Raw genomic sequence first — 21,144 nt, 5'->3', positions numbered from 1 at the left:
ACTAAACTCAGTTATGCAGGATTATACCCCAGCGATCGCATTTGAGAACATTGAGAAAAATTTCGGCTCTCTTAAGGTTTTGCAAGGAATTACCGGCTCTATAAATCGTGGCGAAGTGGTGGCGGTGATTGGATCGAGCGGTTGCGGGAAAAGTACGCTCCTGCGCTGTTTCAACCGTTTGGAGACAATTAACGGCGGGCGTCTGGTTGTTAATGGAATGGATTTGTCCCATCCGAAACTTAGCCAAACCCAATTACGCAGACTGCGATCGCAAGTTGGTATGGTTTTTCAACAATTCAACTTGTTTCCTCATTTAAGCGTACTGGAAAACTTAACATTGGCTCCGCGTCAAGTCTTGGGAAAATCTCGCTCTGAAAGTGAAGAACAGGCGAGATTTTATTTAGAAAAAGTTGGTTTGGCGCAGAAAGCCGAAGTTTATCCAGAACAATTGTCTGGCGGACAAAAACAACGAGTTGCGATCGCCCGCAGTTTGTGCATGAATCCCCAAATCATATTATTCGACGAACCCACCAGCGCCCTCGATCCCGAATTAGTAGGAGAAGTGCTGTTAGTCATGCAGCAATTGGCGCAAGAAGGAATGACAATGGTGGTAGTTACTCACGAAATGCAGTTCGCCCGTGATGTCGCGCATCGAGTCATATTTATGGATAAAGGTCTCGTCGCAGAAGAAGGATCGGCAAGGGAAGTTATTACCGAACCAAAGAGCGATCGCTTGCGTGTTTTTCTCAGCCGGATGTCTGCAACTTTTTGATTGCCGATAAAATAAAGTTAAGCGATCGTACAGAGGTAGATTTATGCAATTGGAAGATTACTTTGAATTTTTAGACCCAGATGACATCCGCATCAAAGGTCATCGCATCGGCATCGACAATGTGATTGATTATTACTTGCAAGGTTGCTCTCCAGAAGAAATACTCGAACATTTTCCGTCACTGAACTTAGAGAAAATTAACGCAACTATTACCTACTACCAGCAAAATAAAGAAGAGGTAGATGCGTACATGAAGCGATTGAATGATTGGCGAGAAGAACGTTATCAAGCATCTTTAAAAAATCCCTCTCCCTTGATGCAGCGTTTGAGAGCGATCCAAAAACAAAGAGCTAAAGAGCAGGTAAATATCTAGTGAAGATACGTTTCTTGCTTGACGAAAATTTGTCCAAACAGATCAAAATGGCTGTTTTGCGTCTCAACTCTAGCATAGATATTTTGTGCGTGGGAGAGCCAGACGCACCGCCATTTGGAACTCTCGATCCAGAGATACTAAGCTATGTGGATTTATCGCAGCGACTCTTAGTTACAGATAACCGCAAGTCAATGCCGGGACACTTAGAATTACATTGGGCAGAGGGCAAGCAAATTTGGGGTTTAGTTTGGGTGCGTCCTGCAACTTCATTAGGTAAGTTGGCAGAAAGTATTTACCTGCTTTGGGAGACGTATGAAGCCCAAGAGTGGATCGATAGAGTAGATTGGATTCCATAGGGGGGTGAGTCGAAAAAGTGCGATCGCATTCAGGTAATTTGACAGGTGCGATCGCTCTTTTTTATTTATCATCATAGTGAGTGCGATCGCGTAGCGTGTGCGTAGCACGTATCGCCTATAATACGATCGAAGAGGTGAATGATGACTACATTACAAACTAAATTAGCTACTGACACCTGGGTAGTAGCGACTTGGGATGAATTCATCCAAATAAGTGAAGACCCCGCTTATCAAAAAGCCAAGTGCTACTACCACAACGGACAAATGAGGATTGAAACAGCGCCAATTTCTCCAGATCGCGCCAGTAATCACGCACTTATTTTATTTGCTATTATTCTTTGCTGCACTATCAAAGGAATTCCTGCGAACGGACTGGTTAGATGTAGCTATCGAAAACCTGGTGTTAGAGAAGCACAACCAGATATATCTTATTATATTGGAGAGCGATCGCAATTAGCACCGACAGGAAGCGCAGTAGTAAATCTCGATAACGTTTCACCACCAGATTTAGCGATTGAAATTGCCGATACAAGTTTAGCTGACGATCTAGGCTCAAAACGATTACTTTACGAAGAGTTAGAAGTTGCTGAATATTGGGTAGCAGACGTACAAAACGCTCAAATTATTGCTTTTGCGATAATCGCTAACAATGGCAGTAGGCGCATTACTCAATCTGAAATTTTACCGGGATTGCCAATTTCTTTATTAGAGGAAGCTTTACGGCGCAGTCGCAATGATAATCTATCGCAAGTAGGTACTTGGTTGTTAGCGCAATTTCAGCAATTATAAATTTAATTGCATTTTCTTACTCCGCATATAATATACTCAATCCACAAACTTTGCATCACACAAAAATGATTCAAATTAATCTTGATGAGATTCAGCGCGATACTTCCAGCTTTCTTAAACTTATTCAAGAGGGTAATATACTTGTCATCGTTGAAGGCGATCGACCTATAGCCGAAATTAAACCGATCCAGTCTAGCACTAGCTCAAAACAATTACGTCCTTTTGGTTTGTGCGCTGGAGAGTTTGTGGTTCCCGATGACTTTAACGAGCCTCTACCTGACGAGATAATCCATCAATTTGAAACGGCAGGAAACTGTTGTTAGATACACATATTTTTCTCTGGTTCATCAGTGGAGATAGTCGTTTATCGGTTAGCTTTCGGGACGCTATTCGCGATCCAGATAATCAAATCTATCTCAGTGTCGTATCAGTCTGGGAAGCAATAATTAAATACCAGCTTGGTAAACTTCCCTTACCCGAATCTCCAGAAACCTACCTGCCAAGACAAAGGGCTAACCACTTAATTTATAGTCTGAATGTGGATGAAGAAAGCGTTGCACAATTGGCGAAACTTCCACTGCTGCACCGAGATCCCTTTGACCGACTGCTGATTTGCCAATCTTTGCAGCATAAATTGATAATTGTTACAGAAGATCCAGCTATCATAGCTTACCCGATGATTTCAATTTTGGATAAAAGCTAATGAGTAAATCGGGTGCGATCGCACTCTAAAATGCGATCGCACTCAGTTTTACCCCACAGGAACAGTCGATTTGACTGACTCGCGATCGTGCAATTTCTTAAACCACTGTCCCAATCTCAGATATTGGTGTTGCCAATCTTCACCGAAGCGGAGAGTGTAATAACCCAGCGCACATAATGCCGCTACATCTGCCGCTGTCCAAGTTTTACCTAATAAGTAAGTAGATGTGGTTAGTTTTTCATCCAAAGGTGGTAAAAGACGATCGATCGCACTTTGATATTTCTCTCGATCTTTGGGATCTGCATTCTCGCCTTTCAGCTTTTGATACCACAAAGCGACAGCATTATCTGCTAAAGTATCTCCTAAATCTTCCCATTTGCGACACTCCAGGCGCTGTTTGCGATCGCTTGGATAAAAACTCACCTCCGGGTAAGTTTCATCCAAATATTCGACAATCAAAGTAGAATCCCACAGCGTCGTGCCATCTTCATCTACCAACACCGGCACCTTGCCAATGGGAGAAATTTGGATGAATTCCGGCGATTTATTCACAATATCGGTAGCTTTCAGTTCGCAAGGCAAATTCTTCTCTGCTAGCAAGATCCGCACTTTTCTGGCGTAGGGCGATCGCTGTGCGTAGTACAAAACTCTGCTCATAAACTTGTTATTTGGTATCTTAATCGACAATTTTAGAGTTTAGTCTATGGTTAGCGATACTACAATCCGCTTGTTCTCGCGATCGCGTGGCAAGTTCGGTGCAACTTGCACAGTAGTTTGGGATTCAAATCCATACCGAAAAGTCATATCCAAACCTTTGAAACTACCACCTCGGTACATTCCTCTGGTACGGTGGAAGTACCAGCGTCCGAATTCCAGTTGCAAGCGATCGCGATGCGTAAACGGATCTGGATGTACATCACCACAATAGTAAAATTCAATTTCCACCAAACGATGAGGTTCATTGCCAACAACCAAATAGCAACCGTTCAAAAGCCCAGACGCTATCCGAGTAAACCAATGCTCGATCGCTTCAGCATCACCCAAGTTTTCCGGTTTCTGTAACAAAGAGAGCCAGTTCGACATATCTTGAATTTCAGAGAAATTAACGATGAAATTGCAGCGCCCGCCCGGTCTTATTTTTGTTTTAATCACCTTGTTTATAGATGTAATGGGAGTCGGTCTTAGCGCTCCCATTCTTCCCAAACTGATCGCTCAGTTTATCGGTGATGTTTCCACTGCCTCCTATTATTATGGAGCCGTTACGACTACCTACGCCTTGATGTTATTTATCTTCTCACCTATTCAGGGCGCTTTATCCGATCGCTTCGGTCGCAAACCAGTACTGCTATTTTCCCTCTTGGGAACGGGATTAACCTATATCGGCTTGACATTTGCTCCCAGTTTACCGTGGATATTCACGGCGCAAATTCTCAACGGTCTTACTGGTGGTAGCGTTGCTGTTGTGTTTGCCTACATTGCCGATGTCAGCACTCCCGAAGAACGACCGAAAAACTTCGGTTTAGTAGGAGCTTTCCTGGCTTTAGGATGGGTGGTTGGGCCTGCTTTAGGCGGCTTGTTGGGCGCTTGGGGATTGCGTTTTCCTTTCGCAGTTGCAGCTATTATCACATTTTTGAATCTGCTGTACGGAATTATAGTTGTATCCGAATCTCACGCACCAGAACACCGCCGTCCGTTTTCTTGGACTCGCGCTAACCCAATTGGCTCTCTGTGGTTGTTGCGAAAAAATGCGATCGTCTTTGGTTTAGCAGCAGCGATGTTGTTTACCGATGTCGGTTTGCAATGTTTTGTCAGCACCTGGGTGTTATTTACTACCTACAAGTTTCAATGGGAAACCTTGCAAGCTGGACTGTCGTTGACATTATTAGGAATAATGACGGCAATTGTCCAAGGAGGTTTGATCCGACCGCTGATTTCTCGCTTCGGTTCTAGACGGATAATTATCATCGGACTGACTTTCAGCATTATTGGTTATCTCCTCTATGCTTCTGCCAATGCGGGATGGATGTTATATTGGATTATTGTACTGAATGGTTTTGATTTTACTGTTAAACCCACAGCTCAGGGATTGATTTCTGCACAAGTAAGTTCGCAAGAACAAGGCGCACTTCAAGGTGCTTTGGCTTCTCTGACAGCTTTAGCAACTATTATCGGCCCATTGTTAGCTACTAACTTGTTCGGTTATTTTACGTCCTCACGCGCCCTGATTCGTTTACCGGAAATACCATTTTTCTTGGGTGCGTTTCTGTTTGCTGTAGCATTGTCGCTAGCGATCGCTACTTTTTCTAAGGGAAAATCTCAAAATCTTCAAACTCCATAAGCAAATGCAATCATTGTGTTCCAATGCAGCCTAAACTTGTCTTTGGCAACGCCCAAATTGAAGGAGAAAATCGCTGGGGCTGGTTTATCGGACATTTTATTAACCCAGCCAATGACCCTCGTTCATCTTCTAATTTAGAGGTGAAATGGGGATCTCACAAAGCCGGAGAAGGTAGACGGGAATGGGCGATGAATGCCCAAGCCACTACCCTTTCCATTCTGGTTTCGGGACGATTTCGCCTGCAATTTCCGGATACGGAAGTGCTATTATCTCGCGAGGGCGATTATGCACTTTGGTGTCCCGGTGTACCTCATTGTTGGCTAGCTGAGGAGGAGTCTACCATTTTAACAGTTAGATGGCCTTCTTTGTCCGGTGATAGCAAAGCAGTCAGTCATTAAGTGAATGAATTTAAAAACTTTGCCACAGCTTGATTAAAAGCATCTGGTTCCACTAAAAAAGCCCAGTGATTTCCGGGAATCTTTTGCATAGAAACATTTTTCAGATAAGTTCGGAAAGGCTTGATTTGGAATTCGCTGCGGTTGAGTCCTTGTTCTGGTAAAAGTAACAGCGTTGCTACTTCCAAAGTTTCCGTTAAACCCGCCACCAGCATGACATCCTCGAAAACCTGATTTCGTGCTTGAACTACAAATTTACTGCCCCAAGTTCCATCTTTTTTTTCCTCCATCCCCGCTTTAAACGCCGCCTCTTGTAATGGACTCCAACCTTTATATTGTTTGAGTTGACGCGCTAAATTTTCGGCGGCGACGTAACTGGGAAACGGCCCCATACATTTGAGAAATGGTAAAACTTTGTAGAAAAATGGAAAAGTCAACTTTGTGAAACTGGGCATTTTGCCGATGAAAAATGGATCGATGATTACCAAGCTGCGAAACCTTTGCGGATGCTGTTTTGCCCAAACGCAAGCCACTTTTGCCATCCAAGAATGGGCTATTATGTGCGCGTCAGACCAACCCAAATTATCCATCAGCGCTTGCAAATCAGCGATAATATCGGCGCTGCGATAGCCGTTTTCCGGTTTGCTGCTTTCCCCGTGACCCCGAATATCTGGGGCTACACTGTGATAAGAATTTGCTAAATATTCTCCCAAACTCGCCCAAACTAAGGCGCAATCGGCTAAACCGTGGAGTAACAGCACTGGTTCTCCCTGACCCCATTCCAAATAAGAAAGTTGAATTTGGGGTAAATTGAGAGTTTTGCGTTGCAGATTTAGCTTTGGCATCATGATTATCTACTTGTTCTATGTAGTGGGAATTCAAAACTCAAAAAGTACTGCTCATAGTAGCGATCGCCAGTGTAATATGACGCGGTTTTTAAAGTAGGAATTTTTCATCGTAAATTGTGCTTTGTTTTATGCTCGATCGCACTGTCCAAACCTAAAAATCGAAACCAGCCCTGAGTACCCCAACCCAAAGCGGATCGCGATTATTTTCAGGGTTAGTAATCACGAAAAACCCTGGAGTAATCGACATATAATCATTGACTCGGTAACTGTAGAAAGCTTCCACAAACCAAGCAGTTTCTTCATCCTCCGGCCCACCTTCCACGCGGTAGGCTTGCGGGGGATTCCCTACAGTCAGGACTCCCAGGTTACCTTTTTTGAATAAATCTGGGAAAGCAAAGCTGAGTTTCCAGTTGCGGATATCGGCTGTATCGCCATCGCGACTTCCACCTTCTGCATTAGCTCTGGTGTACATAGCCCAACCTTCTATGCTAAATGCAGGCGCAATCCGCCAATTCCCTACAATTGCAAAGTTATCAGTTGATGTTGCATTTCCTTGAAACGGATTATCGGCTAAAGCGCTACCGACGCTACCGGAAACAAAGCCAGTATCTTTTCCGGGAAAGTAGCTGCGGGTGTAGACTAAACCAATGCCTGCATTAGCGCTGGGTCTGTAAGTTAATTGGGTTCCCGCTACAAATTGTCCGTCGAAGAAACCGGAACCGTGACTGGGATTGCCAGCGTTACCGGCAGAATAATAGCCAGACAAGTTAAATTTTTTGCTGAAATCGTGGGAAACACCGACGCCAGCACCGTAGCTGGTATAGTAAATGGGAGCATAAGCTCCAAAGCCGGAATTTGCGCCAGTAGTAGCGCTAGTGGTAAAAGGAGCCAACGGATCGGCAACATCATCCAAGTTCATGTTATGTGCGGCAATCCAAACCATCGTGCTATCCCCGATCGGGAAGCGATATTCAGCTTTGTTGAGCCGCACATCGTTGCCTGTATTGCTTCCGAAAGTGTTTAAATTAGTTATGTTGCTGCCACCGCGAGCATCAAAAGTATTACCCATTTGGAGGCGAAGTCGCAATCGGTCTCTGCCGTTGAAACTGGTTAGAAAACTCTGGCGTACACGGTAGCCAAGGGTGGCTTCGTCTTCAATATCTTCGCCTGTCGCTGCATTTTCTTCGCCAAAAACTTGAGTCGCAACAATAACTGTTTCGACGCTGAGTTTAGTTGTGGTAGAAAACTGGTTTGCTTCCAAGGAAGTTATCCGATTTTCCAAAGCATCTACTCGACCTCTCAAGGTGGCAAGTTCGGCTTTAAATTCCTGGGTCAAACGTTGCAGAGTTTCCAAGTCTTCACGAGTAACATTGGCACCGCTACGGGCAATCAGCTGTTCTATCTGCTGCAAACAGGAGTTCAAACCTGCGGCAAATTCGTAGCGAGTTAAGGCGCGGTTTCCCCGGAAGGTGCGGTCGGGATAACCTTCGATACAGCCGTAACGTTCTACTAAATTTCGCACTGCCTCAAAAGCCCAGTCTCCGGGAGAAACGTCCTCCAATTGAGAAACGTTGGTGACTTGATTCATGGCATTGTTTCGTGGAGTTCTGACTTGTGTCGGTTCTGCACGGGTGATGCTGGCAATGAGTGATGTGTTGACTAGCGTCAGCAGGCTAATTGGTAGAGTATTTCTAAAAAATTTCTTCACGATTCCTCACACTTTTGTCGAGCGAACTTGCTTTTCCTATCCTAAATGTCCGAAAATAAGCCAACAAGTCGATAATTAGCTAATTTTTAGCATAATGACCAGAGGGTCGCAACATAATCAACTTTTTCCTACTTTTCCTACTTTTCCTACCTCGCGCTTCTAATTAACTTTCAAGGCGCAGCCAATCCAAAATCGAAAATTCTTGCATCGGCTTATTCAAGCAATCTCACGTATAAATGGCGCGATCGCATTCACAAATTCCGTCGTTTCTTCGTAAGGTAAAACATTTCTCCCTCTCATCTTTAGCCCCCGACCTTTTGGCAAACACGCCAAGTAATCAGCCAAACGTTCGTCTGGAGTTTCTTTTTTTCCTTCTTTGCTAATACTCGATGCCTCTTCTCCCATCACTACTAAAGTTGGTTGGGAAATTTGCGCGATCGCATCCTTATAATCTTGTCTCCAAAAACCAGCCAAAAACGCAAACACGGCATGGCGACTCGCCGCATCTTTCGCGCTATTTGTCAACATATCTAACCATTCGTCATCGACTTTTTCAACTTCAGCAAAAAGTTGCCGAATGGAGAAATTACGGATAAACTTGCGGCTTCTGGCATATTCAAAAAATCCTCTCCCTACGGGAGAATCAAAGATATTCCAATTTACTTTATGTTTCCAATCTGGAGTGTTATTACTAATCAATCGCCAAGCAGGTGGCCCAGAGAAGATCGCTCCCCGAATTAAATTAGATTTTTTTTCCAATTGCACTAATTCAACTGCCACTGGAAATAACGCACCTTGCACGACTAAAATTACTGGTTTTTTTACTACATTATGCAAAAAGTATTGCAACTGTTTTGCCCAATCGATCGGATGATAAGCTACTCGCGGCATATCGCTTTCACCGCATCCCAATAAATCGGGATTGTAGATAGGGTTGCGATGTCCGGCGGCGTACCATTGGCGACAGAATCTTTGCCAAAAATTGCCGGATAAACCAACGCCGATCGGATGAATCAACAGCAGAGAAATGCTATCGTTATTATTTTGGTTATAAACTTCGTAAGCGCAGCGATAATTCTTCCAATTGTAAAACTGGGTTGGTAATTTTTCCAAATCAACGGTTTGCATAGTTATCACCCTTCAAATTTCACGAATCTGCTGCAATTGTTTCGTTCCAGTTGCCACCACCGTTATTATCCCACTTTACCCCATCAGTGAAAGCAAAGTGCAAGGAATTTGCTGTCGCTGGTAATGCGATCGTCGTTTCCCAGAAGCCATCATCCCGCTTCAGCATTAGTCGATCGGTAACTTGCTGCCAATTGTTATATCCCCAGTGCAAGTTTACCTCGTTGGCATTTGCCAAGGAACCTTTGTAATAAATAGTTAAAGCTTTTCCCTGCTTGACATTTGCTGGGTTATAATCTACAACTTTTCCTTCTTGCGGTTTGTAGGCGTTTGTCACATAACGCTGATAGATAATGGCAGGCATATCCATCACTTTGTTATGGTAATTCGATGCCAGCAATGCCATGTATTCTCCCATCGACCAAGATAGGGGAGTCATCGACTTAGTGGGAGTTCCCGGAGTATTGCCAGATGGCGCATTTAAATCCCAAACTTGTTCGGGAATCATGTAGGAACTATTAGCAAAAGTACGCATTGTTGCCAGATATTTGTCAGCTTTATCGCCGCCAGCAATAACAAAATGACCGCGTTCGCCTGTGAAAATCGGCCACAAACGACCGATACCAGCACCTGTATAATCTGCGCCTGTTGCTGTTTCGCCGTAACCGTCGTGATTGTAGCGAAACCAAGCATCGCCTTTACCGGGAATTGTTTGTTTAATTGTCGAATCAATGGTGGGAAGCGACGCCAAGATATAAGGGTTATTCCAAGCTTTTACGCCGTGGCGGACTAATTCTAAAAAGCTGCTATCGACAATATTTCTTTCATCATATCCCCCGCCACCGTTACTAATATTCAAAATATGTCCGTCATTCGGATTACCATTATCATCAATGCGTTCAAAATACTTGCCATTGCCGATCGAACCGCTAGTGGTGAATGTCCAATTTTCTACCATTGCTTGCCAGTAATCTGCTGTTTCCAGATACTTAGTTTGACTGGCAAAATCTCCATTAATTCTGGCGATATCAGCCGCACAAACTAAACCCGCGATTTCCGCCGCAATCGTACCGGGAGAGTAACCGCCGTTCTCTTCCCAACGTTCTTGACCTGTGGCAGGGCCGTGTTTTACAATATAATCGGCAGCGGGTTTGATGTGGTTATTGTAGGTATTTGAATCTGTGCGATCGAGTTTCCATGCCAACATAATTGGAAATGCCGTTTCGTCCATTTGAATGCCATTCCAATAAGGCGTCCCATCGACGAAGGCATTCTGGAGAAAATGTCCGTCTGGTTGCTGCATAACATTAAACAACCAATCCAAACCTTTTGCTGCTGTATCCTTGTCACCCGCCACAATCAAAGCACTGGCAAATTTATACAAATCTCGCGGCCAAACTAAGTGATAACCCCCTTGCATTTGCACGCCTTGAGGTGTACAGATTGAGTAATTAGAATTACCCCAAGGATTACCCAAACCTGCCACCATTGCACCAGAACTTTTATCGCTAGCAGCTTTTAGTGCCATTGCCGCCATATAATATTGTCGATCGGCAGTACCGCCAAAATTATTTAAACTATTCGTGTAGCTGTTCCATTCTGTATTATAAACAGACAGCATATTAGCAAAGTTATCGCTGAGGGTTTCTGCTGCTGTTGTTTCCGCTTTGGCATCGCTATCGCCAAAAGCGAGAACCAAGTTAAAAGTAACTGATTTTTCGTTAGCATAAGGACTCAAATCCAACATTGCCATTTGTGCAATGTTACCATCAGTTGCTGAGTCGAAAGTCCAGTTCATTGTATTGTCAGCATTACCGCCTTTCAAATCTTGCCAACCGTCGCTTTGTCCGACAAAACCGTTTGACATAGCTTTGAAGGGAAGCGAACTCGCCAATGCAGATGCTAAACCGCTGCGATCGTTTTTAGCAACCAGCATTGAGATATCTTTATAATTAGTGCTATAGCCTGTGGTGGATATTCCCTGATTATCAATTGCTGGATGATACAAAGTATAGAGATTGAAATCACCTATATTTCCGTTTAAAGCGGTGAATGTTATTTGCTGAATGACTGTGTTGCGGTTGGGGTCGGTGAAAATAGTTTTTTCAATTTGATATTTGCCATTTTTAGCTTTGTTGGTGATATCCCAAGCAAGAGAACGATCGTTATTCAACGCAACCTTGCTAGTAGTATCTTGCTTTTCCTCTTCCACCCAAGTTTTGTCAGCGTCTCCGACCAAAAACTGCCAATCTACCGTATCTGCCTTGTCAGCAGAAGGGTAAAATACTTGACTGATGATGCCGTTATCGCCGGTAAACCATACTTTTGAATTCGGGTTTTGCGCTGTGCCGAGAAAAGTGAGCGTTGATGGCGACCAAGCCGGACAAATGCCGGGATGACCGAATGCTTCACTGCCAATAACAGTTTCGGTGAACGCCACATTAGTTGCTATGACGTATATCATCGCGCCTATGGCAACGATAAAACCTGCCAACCAATTAAATTTCTTCAATCTAAAAACCTGATGAGCTTGGTGCGTTAGGCTAGCGCTTTAGCTTAGCTATGGCGCAGGCTATCCGCACCCTACATTACTAAATTATTTGATAGCATCAGCCAAGCACTTCGTCAACAAATTGTCGCATTTTGTCATAGTGGGAACCTCTCCAGAAAACTTGCTTGCAATCTTGGCAGGAATGAAATTCATCTACGCTTTCCCTGACCTTTGGCGGGATTTGTTCGAGAATGGTTTCTTTGGCAATTGGTGCTAATAAACCATTGCAAGTGATACATCTTTTAAATGGATTGACTGCTTTTTTGAGGTCGAAACGTTTGATGACTTCGATTAGTTGTTTTTGGGGATTGGTTTGGCGAACGTAATAGCCGTAAGTTACGATACTGCGCTTTAGCAATCCGGTATCGCGAGTGAGGAGAATTCGCTTTTCGCGGCTGGAAATTTCGGCTAATTCTTCATCATCGTAATCGTTTCTGTACAGTGTATCGAAACCCAACATTCGCAAGGATGACGCTAGCTTTCCTAAGTGAACGTCAAGCACAAAACAAGGTGTACTTAACGGTTCTGGTTCCACAGAAACACTGTAGCTATTATTAGTTAATTCGGAAATAGGATAAACGTTTATTTCGTCGCCATCTTGCAAGAGGTAAGAAAAGTCTACAGATTCGCCGTTGACGAGAATTAGGGCAACTTCAGGATGGGGGACGCCTTGGGATTCGATCGCATCTTTGATTGATGGCGAATCTGACAATACAATGCTATATGTTACGTTTCTTTTATTAGTAGGCAAAAAGAAATTTAGCTCTGTATGAAAATGAAAATTAACTGTTGCCATATTTAGATTTTAGATTTTAGATTTTAGATTGAATTTGTACTTGAGGCGGAGTAGAGACGTTTCATGAAACGTCTCTACAACTAGCCAATTTATCAAACGCTGTCGGTGATGCTACTGAAATTAAATTGTTTTACCCGCACTGCTGGCACCACACTATTGTTATAGCGTTGCACGGTACTAATATCATCAATATCGCGCAACATTTCCGGCAAATTCTGGTTAAAGCGGAAGTTTTTAATCGGATAAGCAATCTCACCGTTTTCTATCCAGAATGTACCATCGCGAGTCATACCTGTCACGTCTAACGAACGTGGGTTCACGTATTGCACGTACCAAGCACGACTTACCAAAACGCCTCGTTCTGTTTGGGCAACTAAATCTGCTAAACTTTTATCCGAACCGGACATCACAAAAGGAAACATAGCACCAGTCGGTTCTTTGCTTTGTTGCATCGCCCAATAGCGACTGTAAGATAATGCTTTGGGAACGCCATCTTTGATGATTTCCAAGTAGTTATTCGCCAAACCATCAGCAAAGAAAGTGCCGCTTTGTAGGAGGGGATGCGCCGGATTTCGCTGCACTTGGAGTAATGGACTAAACATTGCTTCGCCCAAACGATTGCCAGCAGGTTTGCCTTGTTCGTCGCTGCGGGACATAAAGGAACGCCCTTCATCCGCCGCCCTAGCATCCAAACTCCACATTACCCAACTTAGTAAATAACCGAAAGCAGCTACATCCAAGATAACCGGATATTTTGCCGGATTTATTTCGCGGGGTTGACGCGATTTTATCGCCCGTTCGATTAACTGTTCTGTTAATGTTTCAAAGGGCAAAGAATTGATGGCAAAACCAGTGCGATCGCCCCAACTCGAACCGTCATCAATCCTAGCAGTAAAGCTAAAATCTGCCTCTGTGCCTTTATTGCAAGCACGCAAACCTTTGGAATTGCCGATCGCTCTCAAATAAGCGTCCGTACTCAGCGTACCGGAACCGTTAACGCCTGCTTTTGCACTCAACGCACACACGCGCTGGACAATTTTTCCTCTTTCTAAAGGTGAAAGATTGGCAGTAGCTTCATCAAAAGCTGGCGTGCGCTGTTCGTAGTTTTGCGGTTCTAAAAGTGGCACCCATTCCGGATCTTCGGGCGCAATTTTGGCGAGTTCTTCGGAACGGCGAAGCGTGGAGGCGATCGCATCTGCATCTAAATCGGTTGTAGAACTAGACGCGCTCTTTTTGCCGAAATAACTGGTGATGTTGAGATTAAACTCTGTGCGGCTAATGTTCTGAGTAATTTGATTTTCGGAATAACGACTGAGGGATTCAGATTTATTGCTGAGACTGACAAAAACTCCCTCAGCTTCGGATTTTTTGATGACTGAATCGATCAGGGATAAAGCTCGGTCTTCAGTCAAAAGAGTTGATGCTGTTGCTAAAGTCATTTCGATTTTGGTTTTGGATTAAAAATTTGCTGGGTTTGGCTCTTTATCGCATTCCAGCGATTAGCCCTACTTAAATATTTGGTATGTTGTTGCACTTCAACACTCTTTAAGATAGCGCTAAAGAGTAAAAACGTACCTGAATGGCTGGGGATCTCGCCTTCACCAAACATCAGTCAGATCCAAGACAAATCCCGGTAGCAGATCTTCCCCAGATAAAGAGGTAGGATTATCTAATATTTCTACTTCTCTTCCTTGCCTGTATATCTCTACTTTCCGATTTTTCCGATCGACTAACCATCCCAAAGTAGCACCATTTGCGATATATTCCCGCATTTTCTCCCGCAATGGTTCCATATTGTCAGACTTGGAACGCAATTCCACCACAAAATCCGGACAGATGGGAGCGAAACCTTCTTTTTCTGTAGGTGTAAGAGCATCCCATTTTTCTAATTTAACCCAAGAGGCATCAGGCGATCGATCTGCGCCGTTGGGCAATTGAAACCCACTAGAAGAGTCAAATACTACCCCTAGTTTGGTTTGGCGGTTCCACAGCCAAAGCTGTCCCGAAATATCTTGGTTATGCTTGCCTGTCTCGCTTCCAGTGGGGGGCATAACTATTAATTCTCCTGTCGCTGTTTTCTCTAGCCTTAAGTCACGGTTGACGGCAGCAATTTGTTGGAATTGTTCGTGAGTTACTTTGAAGGTTTGGGGAATGGCGATGGTGGGGTTTGGCATACTATACAACCTCGCGCATAAATTATTATTTACTTTATTTTGTCATAAAAAGCAGTAAAATGACTGGAGAGCGATTTTTTAGGCAATCTATGCAAAATAAACACCTAAAACCAAGGTTTTATAGTTAGGGGCTAAAAAAGTTTTTAGTTATGAGTTTTAAGTTAGGAAATTTTTTAACTCAAAACGCATAACTTTATCAGGTCTAGCTAGTAAAAATCACGATATTCCGCCAATGTGAATATTTCGCACGCGCACGGGCACGCAAGCATGGGTCATTTCTGCTACTTGCATCGGTTCGCCTTTTCCGCACATATTGGTGCCGCATTGTTGCCGTTCGGAAGCAGGGCCAACTGCATCGACACTATTCCAAAAATCAGTAGTCATCGAATGGTAAGTGACATCTTTTAACATCCCTACTACTTTGCCTTTTTCCACTTTCCAAAAAGCATCGCCACCGAATTGGAAATTGCGTCTTTGTTGGTCGATCGAAAAACTGCCAATTCCATCAATTAAAATACCTTCTTCGGTATCGGCAATCATCTGTTCTAAAGTAGCAGTATGAGAACCGCCATCTGCACCCGGTTCTAATCCTAAATTGGGAATACGCACCATCGGAACGCTAGACCAACTATCGGCGAAGGCGCAACCGTTGCTGCTGCCACGACCGAGGCGATAAGCTGTTTCGCGATCGGTGAGATAATCTACTAAAATGCCATCTTTGACAACGTACCAATCTTGGGCGGGAACGCCTTCATCATCGTAACCGACTGTACTCCTTCCACCCGGTTGGGTGCGATCGCATTTAAAATTCACCCAAGGTGCAGCATATTGCAATTTGCCCAATTTCTCGGTAGTCGCAAAACTGGTGCCGGCAAAGTTAGCTTCGTAACCGTAAACTCGGTCTAGTTCGGTAGGATGTCCGACAGATTCGTGAATGGTTAACCAAACATTAGTCGGTTTGAGAATCAGCGTTGTACTAATGCCAGATGGGGCTTTTGGTGCGTGGACTTTTTCGATCGCTTCTTCTGCAACCCGATCTAATTGGTTTAGCAAATCTTGGGTATCGATATATTCGTATCCTTTATTTAAAGGCGGACGTTCGTAATTGCGACTTTGGGCATCGCCGTTGGCAATAGCAGTGCAACCGAATCCCGGATAGCTGCGATAAATTGTTTGTTCGATTAAAGAACCATCTGTGGAAGCAAAGGTTTTCTCTTCCCGTCTAAATCGGAGGAAGGAAAATGCTTTTTTAATACCTTTGCTGCCAAACTCAAGCAGTCGATCGTTGATGTGCAACAAAAGTTCTGCTTTCTCGCTAATCGATATGGAAAAAGGATCGATTTCGATCGGAGTAATGTAGCTATCCCGGTAAGCTTGCACGGGTACTAACCGCACTTTTGTTTGTTGAGTGAGGCGACTGGCTTTGGCAATTTCGATCGCCAGATCGACTATTCTTTCCACTTCCGCTGGAGTTCGATCGTGGCTGGCGGCGAAACCCCACGCACCATCCAGGAGTACGCGCACTCCAAATCCGGAACTCACATTATCGGAGAGGTTTGCCAAAGAGCGATCGCGTGCGTTGAGGTTCTGCGAACGATAGGTGCAGAAGCGCACATCCCCGTACTCGCAACCAGCACGGGAAATCCTGTCAATAGCTAGTGTAGCAAGGTCAGTGGTGGTAATGGGAGCGATCGCCTGTGTCATAACAAGTCCTACGCTAGATTAAAAATCTATTGTAGCGATTTCGATCGGACAAACGTTAAAAGTTAAAACTCCCTATTCAAACTTAACTGATTTCTTTCTTTTTTTTATTTTTAATACATATATTAAAAATTATAATTCTTAGATAATAGCCTTTTATTATTTTTTTTGCTGGCAATTCTGATATATTTCGCTATAATTTTCGTCAATTATTGGTTGCCAGGATACTCAAATTACGAAAATAAAACCTACGCATAATATCTGAATGTAGAGTAAATGTATCAATTAACCCTACTAGGTATAGTCTTTTTCAAACTGGCTGTGGAAGTCCTGAAACACTTACGTAATTAAGCGGTATTACGGACAGTAGGCCAAAAACTTAGCTCAGTATCCACGCAGTTCTCACTCTCTTTGGTATGAAACAGGAGATACTCCACAAGTCTGATTGTTATAGCAGCAGTTTCATGTTTCAATGTATATTAAATAAGTGTTGCTATTTTTTTAACAAACCTTGACGGCAAAAAATAAAGGTATAATTTTACACAGCATACCGAGCTGTCAAACCGGAAGCGGGTGCATCTACCGAAGGTGACTGGAGGATTGGTAAATTAGACGTGGAGCTAGCTTTAAACGCTAACTAACAACTAATGCGGATCTATCTGAAGCCACCTAGTATTGGGAAAAATGAAATTGCCGGTCAATCTCAGGCGCAAGCGTCTGCCATTAAACCGTGCGAGGTCAATTTAAAGCCATAATTATGCAAAATAGCCCGCCCCGCATCTTACTCGTGGATGACGAGCCCAATAATATTCGCTTATTGCAAGCGTTATTACAATCAGAAGGCTACATTACCCTAGCTGCGTCTTGTGGACTCGAAGCGCTGGAAAAGATCGAGAAATCGCCGCCAGACATTGTTCTGCTAGATGTCATGATGCCGGATATGAATGGTTTTGAGGTCTGCAAGCAATTACGGGCAGATCCGAAGTTCCAAACACTACCGATAATTTTCCTGACAGCTTTGGATGACGACTCCTCCAGATTGCGCGGATTGGAGTTGATGGGAGATGACTATTTAACTAAGCCGATTAAAAGTCAGTTACTGCTAACTAAAATAGCTAGCATTTGGCGGCTTCAGCAAATGCGATCGCAACAAATTCATCAACAAGTTAGCGAACAACTAAAGGCAAAAAGCAAATTACAACTCTACGCTGCTTGGAACATCAATCAAGCGCTTTCAGAAAAATTGCGGCTGTTTGTGCCGGATCAATATCTCCGTCGCATTGCGCCAGGGGGCGTAGAATCGATTCAGTTGGGTAACGCCAAAGAAGAAGAGGTTACGGTTTTGTTCTGCGATATTCGCGGCTTTACCTCTATTTCAGAATCCCAAACAGCCAGCGAAACTTTTAATTGGCTCAATGCTTTTTTTACGCAGATGAACTCTTCCGTCATTGCCCATAACGGATTTATAGATAAATACTTGGGCGATGCGCTAATGGTAGTTTTCGATCGTCCCGAACACCACGCTCAAGATGCCTTAAATGCAGCGTTAATGATGCAAGAAAGTTTGAATGAATTTAATGACGATCGCGATCGATATAACTTAGAGCAGCCGATCAAAATCGGTATTGGCATTCATTCCGGTAAGGCAGTGATTGGTGCTTTGGGTGCCGACTCGCGCTTAGACTCCACCGTAATAGGCGATGTCGTAAATACAGCGGCGCGGTTGGAAGAATTGACCAAACATTATCACTGTGAGATTATTGTCAGTGAAGCAGCGATCGCCCAGTTAACTCAACCAGAATTATTTCATCTGCGCTGGATCGATCGCGTTATCCCTCGCGGCAAACAACAAGAGCAAGATATCTACGAAGTTCTGCCAATTGTCACTCAGCCGGAAAAGGAGAGAGAGGGAGAAAAAGAGCTAGTTGTATAAATGCAAGTTGCGATCGGCAAACTTTTCTGTAAACTTATGTGTATCTCTGCATTAAAAAATTATAAGATTCCCCGGTTTGCATCATCGATATGGTAGAACAGAAAAATATTGCCGCTCCTGCTTGAAACTGCAACAAAGCGGCAATATTTACTCATCCGATCCCAAATACAGGAGTAGCCTGGGATGATAGTTTGGGGAAAATATTCACTAACTAAATATCTTGGCTATGTTGCTGATTTTTGTCCAATTTGCAGAGATATAAGAAACTGCCGTTTATTGCAAATGGCTCTAATCAATCATATATATTTTATCCCCATCGGCAGGAAAGAGATAGTCGCCTACAGAGGCATTTGTCAAGAATGTGGCTACGCGATAAACACAGACTTGAATAAATATCAGGCAGTAGTCAAATCATCCACAAATGAAATACCTAAATTGAGCCGAGAAACTTTTCCAAACCTAACTGAATATTATGCCGATCGCCTGGAATTAGAAAAGCAACTCAAGCGTGACGGAGGTGCATTTATGCCCAGAGAGGAACGTATAAATTTAATCCTAGAACCATTCTTACTTATGGAGCGAGACGTAGGGGAAAATTTATTAGGGGAAACTAAATTTGAAAATTTGGGTATCAAAAGTTATATCAGTTTAGGACTGGCAATTACATTTTTGCTTTTTGCCTGTATATTCATAAATCTCACAATAATATTCTTCCTACTGAGCTTGGGAGCTTTTATATACTGGCTGTATCAAGTTTTCACCTATAAAAGTAGGTGGGTAGAAGCCAAAATATATCCAAAGTTAGTGAGATCCTTGAAAGTTATCAGACCATCAAAAGAAGAACTTAGTGAATGTCTGAAAAGACTTTCACCCCGGATGTATCATATCTCCAAATTTGTCAAAGTCGAGCGACTGCATACCAAACTTACACAATCACCTTTTCAACCAAAAGTATTATAAAATATGAAACCCTATCAACCAAGCAACAAAGTAGCCAGTGGTGCATTTAAATGGCTGCTATTATCCTCAGTAATAGGAGGTTTAGCCATTGGCGGGATAACTTTTGCCGTATCGCGCCTTGTTTATTTAGTTCTCGTATTCCCCGCACTCATGGGATTGGCGGGTGGTATGGTGAGTGCTAATGCTGTAAGGGGAGGAAAAGTCAGAAATCCCTTAATTGCCAGTGCCTTTGCTGCTTTAACCGGACTGATAGTTTATGGCACCGTTCAAGCAGGAGAATACTTAAGCTTTAAGCAAGAAGCATCCAGAGAAATTAGCAAAGAATTCGGACAAGTCGATCGCGCCATTGCTGACAAAATGATTGACGCCTACTTAAATCAAGAAACAGGAGCCACAGGTTTCTGGGGATTTATGAAATACAGCGCCAAACAAGGTGTTAAAATAGGCAAATTCGGTACAGAAGGCGCTCAACTCGACGAAACTTTTACTTGGGTTTACTGGTTAATAGAATTAGCGATAATCGATGGCATAGCAATTGCTTTAGCTTACTTTGCTGCCCAACAACCATTCTGCGAGAGTTGCAATGGATGGTACGGCGAGAAAGAGCGCGTAGGAAATGTGGAAGGTCTTTCTTCCGAAAACTTTTTGGATTTGGTAAAAAAAGAGAATTTTATCCAAGCAGGTCAACTAATTAATCCAGCGAAAGATATCCCGGTTCCCAGTTTAGAAGTCCACCTTCAGAATTGCCCAACCTGCAAAATAAGCGGCTCCATGCTAACAGTAAGTCAGGCATCTTTAAATTCAAAAGGCAATTTAGAATTCAAAGAATCTCTGCAAGGAATGATTTCCCCCAGCCAAAAATCTTATCTGCTGAAAAACGCTAAAAGCGAAACACAAGCCGAACCAGAAAATAGCTGAAGCTGGTCAACGAGATCGATCGCATTATCCCATTTTTCCATCAATTGTAAAGTGCGTCAGACTCGATCGATTAGTAATACAGAACAACTTTAACCTCTGACGCAACCTACAAGATACTTTCCATTCTTGTGGGGTGGGCGGGACGCCCGCCCAATTGTCAGCCCTTGCCGAAGATTAATAATATCTGATAAACTCATTAGTCAGACGTCTGCGTAAGCGTTGAACTCGTTGGTATTGACTGCTAGGCCCAGAAACAAACACCATCACACTATCACCTTCCGGCGCACAAATTAAGTAGGCAGAAATATCGCCAAATCGCCCGAAAGCAGCAGATCGTCTGAGAACACCAGTTTGAGTCGCTCTTTGACTTCTCAAAAAATTAACACCATTCGTCAAACAATCTCTTAGACTGGCATAGCCTGGAGGGTCACTCATTCGGCTACCCCCTTCAAGGCTATAAATATCAATCCACTCGCTCCAATCACTCGTAGTTGAATCTGCCAAAGCTGGCGTTGATAAATTCAGCAATCCCATACTTAAAATCGTTGCCATAGCCGGCAACCAATTTGCTTTATTTTTAAACTTAATTCCGTTGGACATAGGTAGAGGAAAAACCTGCGAACTAATCTTTAGTTAAACAACGCTGTCAATATATTCACAACACGCCGCCAGTTTTCCGGAAAGATGAGCTCGCTATCGATCGA

22 protein-coding genes are annotated in these 21,144 nt (G+C 43.4%); 11 read left to right on the top strand and 11 right to left on the bottom strand.

The window, feature by feature from the left end:
• Positions 1–13: 13 nt before the first annotated feature.
• The 6 genes from H6G03_RS24850 (at position 14) to H6G03_RS24825 (ending at position 2,993) form a co-directional block, all read left to right on the top strand.
• The gene (locus tag H6G03_RS24850; protein WP_190470148.1) at positions 14–772 is read left to right on the top strand and encodes an amino acid ABC transporter ATP-binding protein; all 759 of its coding nucleotides are present in this window, start codon (positions 14–16) and stop codon (positions 770–772) included.
• A gap of 43 nt (positions 773–815) precedes the next feature.
• Positions 816–1,145, top strand: a complete 330-nt coding sequence (locus H6G03_RS24845) for a DUF433 domain-containing protein (RefSeq protein ID WP_190470145.1) — start codon at positions 816–818, stop codon at positions 1,143–1,145.
• On the top strand, positions 1,145–1,501 hold the full coding sequence (locus H6G03_RS24840; RefSeq protein WP_190470143.1) for a DUF5615 family PIN-like protein: 357 nt from the start codon (positions 1,145–1,147) through the stop codon (positions 1,499–1,501). The genes H6G03_RS24845 and H6G03_RS24840 overlap by 1 nt, the downstream gene beginning before the upstream one ends.
• A gap of 138 nt (positions 1,502–1,639) precedes the next feature.
• Entirely contained in the window at positions 1,640–2,290 is a 651-nt protein-coding gene (locus H6G03_RS24835) for a Uma2 family endonuclease (protein ID WP_322111967.1), read from the top strand.
• Positions 2,291–2,355: 65 nt separating this feature from the next.
• Positions 2,356–2,613, top strand: a complete 258-nt coding sequence (locus tag H6G03_RS24830; protein WP_190470140.1) for a type II toxin-antitoxin system Phd/YefM family antitoxin — start codon at positions 2,356–2,358, stop codon at positions 2,611–2,613.
• Positions 2,607–2,993, top strand: a complete 387-nt coding sequence (locus H6G03_RS24825) for a type II toxin-antitoxin system VapC family toxin (RefSeq protein ID WP_242060463.1) — start codon at positions 2,607–2,609, stop codon at positions 2,991–2,993. The genes H6G03_RS24830 and H6G03_RS24825 overlap by 7 nt, the downstream gene beginning before the upstream one ends.
• 48 nt (positions 2,994–3,041) lie before the next feature.
• Here H6G03_RS24825 and H6G03_RS24820 read toward each other — a convergent pair whose 3' ends face one another.
• Both H6G03_RS24820 and H6G03_RS24815 read right to left on the bottom strand, forming a co-directional pair.
• On the bottom strand, positions 3,042–3,650 hold the full coding sequence (locus H6G03_RS24820; protein ID WP_190470137.1) for a glutathione S-transferase family protein: 609 nt from the start codon (positions 3,648–3,650) through the stop codon (positions 3,042–3,044).
• 39 nt (positions 3,651–3,689) lie between these two features.
• Positions 3,690–4,076, bottom strand: coding sequence for a hypothetical protein (locus tag H6G03_RS24815; RefSeq protein WP_190470135.1), 387 nt, complete (start codon positions 4,074–4,076; stop codon positions 3,690–3,692).
• 25 nt (positions 4,077–4,101) lie between these two features.
• Between H6G03_RS24815 and H6G03_RS24810 the strand changes: the two genes are divergently transcribed.
• Positions 4,102–5,331, top strand: a complete 1,230-nt coding sequence (locus H6G03_RS24810) for a TCR/Tet family MFS transporter (protein WP_190470130.1) — start codon at positions 4,102–4,104, stop codon at positions 5,329–5,331.
• 23 nt (positions 5,332–5,354) lie between these two features.
• The gene (locus H6G03_RS24805; protein WP_190470128.1) at positions 5,355–5,729 is read left to right on the top strand and encodes a signal peptidase I; all 375 of its coding nucleotides are present in this window, start codon (positions 5,355–5,357) and stop codon (positions 5,727–5,729) included.
• Here the strand turns inward: H6G03_RS24805 and H6G03_RS24800 are convergent.
• The 8 genes from H6G03_RS24800 to H6G03_RS24765 all read right to left on the bottom strand — a co-directional run bounded on the left by H6G03_RS24800 (position 5,726) and on the right by H6G03_RS24765 (position 16,632).
• The gene (locus H6G03_RS24800; protein WP_456057581.1) at positions 5,726–6,571 is read right to left on the bottom strand and encodes an alpha/beta fold hydrolase; all 846 of its coding nucleotides are present in this window, start codon (positions 6,569–6,571) and stop codon (positions 5,726–5,728) included. The two genes, H6G03_RS24805 and H6G03_RS24800, sit on opposite strands and share 4 nt — an antisense overlap.
• Positions 6,572–6,725: 154 nt before the next feature.
• Positions 6,726–8,282 (bottom strand): iron uptake porin, encoded by a 1,557-nt coding sequence (locus H6G03_RS24795; protein WP_199315468.1) that lies wholly within the window; start codon positions 8,280–8,282, stop codon positions 6,726–6,728.
• A gap of 216 nt (positions 8,283–8,498) precedes the next feature.
• The gene (locus tag H6G03_RS24790) at positions 8,499–9,410 is read right to left on the bottom strand and encodes an alpha/beta fold hydrolase (RefSeq protein ID WP_190470122.1); all 912 of its coding nucleotides are present in this window, start codon (positions 9,408–9,410) and stop codon (positions 8,499–8,501) included.
• Positions 9,411–9,429: 19 nt separating this feature from the next.
• Positions 9,430–11,919 carry a glucan 1,4-alpha-glucosidase gene (locus H6G03_RS24785; protein WP_190470119.1) on the bottom strand — a complete coding sequence of 830 codons (2,490 nt, stop codon included), beginning with the start codon at positions 11,917–11,919 and terminating at the stop codon, positions 9,430–9,432.
• A gap of 97 nt (positions 11,920–12,016) precedes the next feature.
• Positions 12,017–12,754: a Mut7-C RNAse domain-containing protein gene (locus tag H6G03_RS24780; RefSeq protein ID WP_190470116.1), complete on the bottom strand. Its 738-nt coding sequence runs from the start codon at positions 12,752–12,754 to the stop codon at positions 12,017–12,019.
• 92 nt (positions 12,755–12,846) lie between these two features.
• The gene (locus H6G03_RS24775) at positions 12,847–14,193 is read right to left on the bottom strand and encodes a TldD/PmbA family protein (RefSeq protein WP_190470112.1); all 1,347 of its coding nucleotides are present in this window, start codon (positions 14,191–14,193) and stop codon (positions 12,847–12,849) included.
• 159 nt (positions 14,194–14,352) lie between these two features.
• Positions 14,353–14,928, bottom strand: a complete 576-nt coding sequence (locus tag H6G03_RS24770; protein ID WP_190470108.1) for a Uma2 family endonuclease — start codon at positions 14,926–14,928, stop codon at positions 14,353–14,355.
• Positions 14,929–15,144: 216 nt separating this feature from the next.
• Positions 15,145–16,632, bottom strand: coding sequence for a TldD/PmbA family protein (locus H6G03_RS24765; protein WP_190470105.1), 1,488 nt, complete (start codon positions 16,630–16,632; stop codon positions 15,145–15,147).
• 754 nt (positions 16,633–17,386) lie between these two features.
• Here H6G03_RS24765 and H6G03_RS24760 point away from each other — a divergent pair.
• The 3 genes from H6G03_RS24760 to H6G03_RS24750 all read left to right on the top strand — a co-directional run bounded on the left by H6G03_RS24760 (position 17,387) and on the right by H6G03_RS24750 (position 20,440).
• Positions 17,387–18,562 carry a response regulator gene (locus H6G03_RS24760; RefSeq protein ID WP_190470103.1) on the top strand — a complete coding sequence of 392 codons (1,176 nt, stop codon included), beginning with the start codon at positions 17,387–17,389 and terminating at the stop codon, positions 18,560–18,562.
• 282 nt (positions 18,563–18,844) lie between these two features.
• The gene (locus H6G03_RS24755) at positions 18,845–19,522 is read left to right on the top strand and encodes a hypothetical protein (protein WP_190470100.1); all 678 of its coding nucleotides are present in this window, start codon (positions 18,845–18,847) and stop codon (positions 19,520–19,522) included.
• 3 nt (positions 19,523–19,525) lie between these two features.
• Entirely contained in the window at positions 19,526–20,440 is a 915-nt protein-coding gene (locus H6G03_RS24750) for a hypothetical protein (RefSeq protein WP_190470097.1), read from the top strand.
• Between the two features lie 174 nt (positions 20,441–20,614).
• Here H6G03_RS24750 and H6G03_RS24745 read toward each other — a convergent pair whose 3' ends face one another.
• Positions 20,615–20,992 (bottom strand): hypothetical protein, encoded by a 378-nt coding sequence (locus H6G03_RS24745; protein ID WP_190470094.1) that lies wholly within the window; start codon positions 20,990–20,992, stop codon positions 20,615–20,617.
• Between the last annotated feature and the right edge of the window lie 152 nt (positions 20,993–21,144).

It is taken from the genome of Aerosakkonema funiforme FACHB-1375, assembly GCF_014696265.1.
Taxonomy (GTDB): domain Bacteria; phylum Cyanobacteriota; class Cyanobacteriia; order Cyanobacteriales; family Aerosakkonemataceae; genus Aerosakkonema; species Aerosakkonema funiforme_A.
The sequence above is the reverse complement of the archived record's forward strand: the minus strand, read 5'-3'. Positions and strand labels throughout refer to the sequence as shown.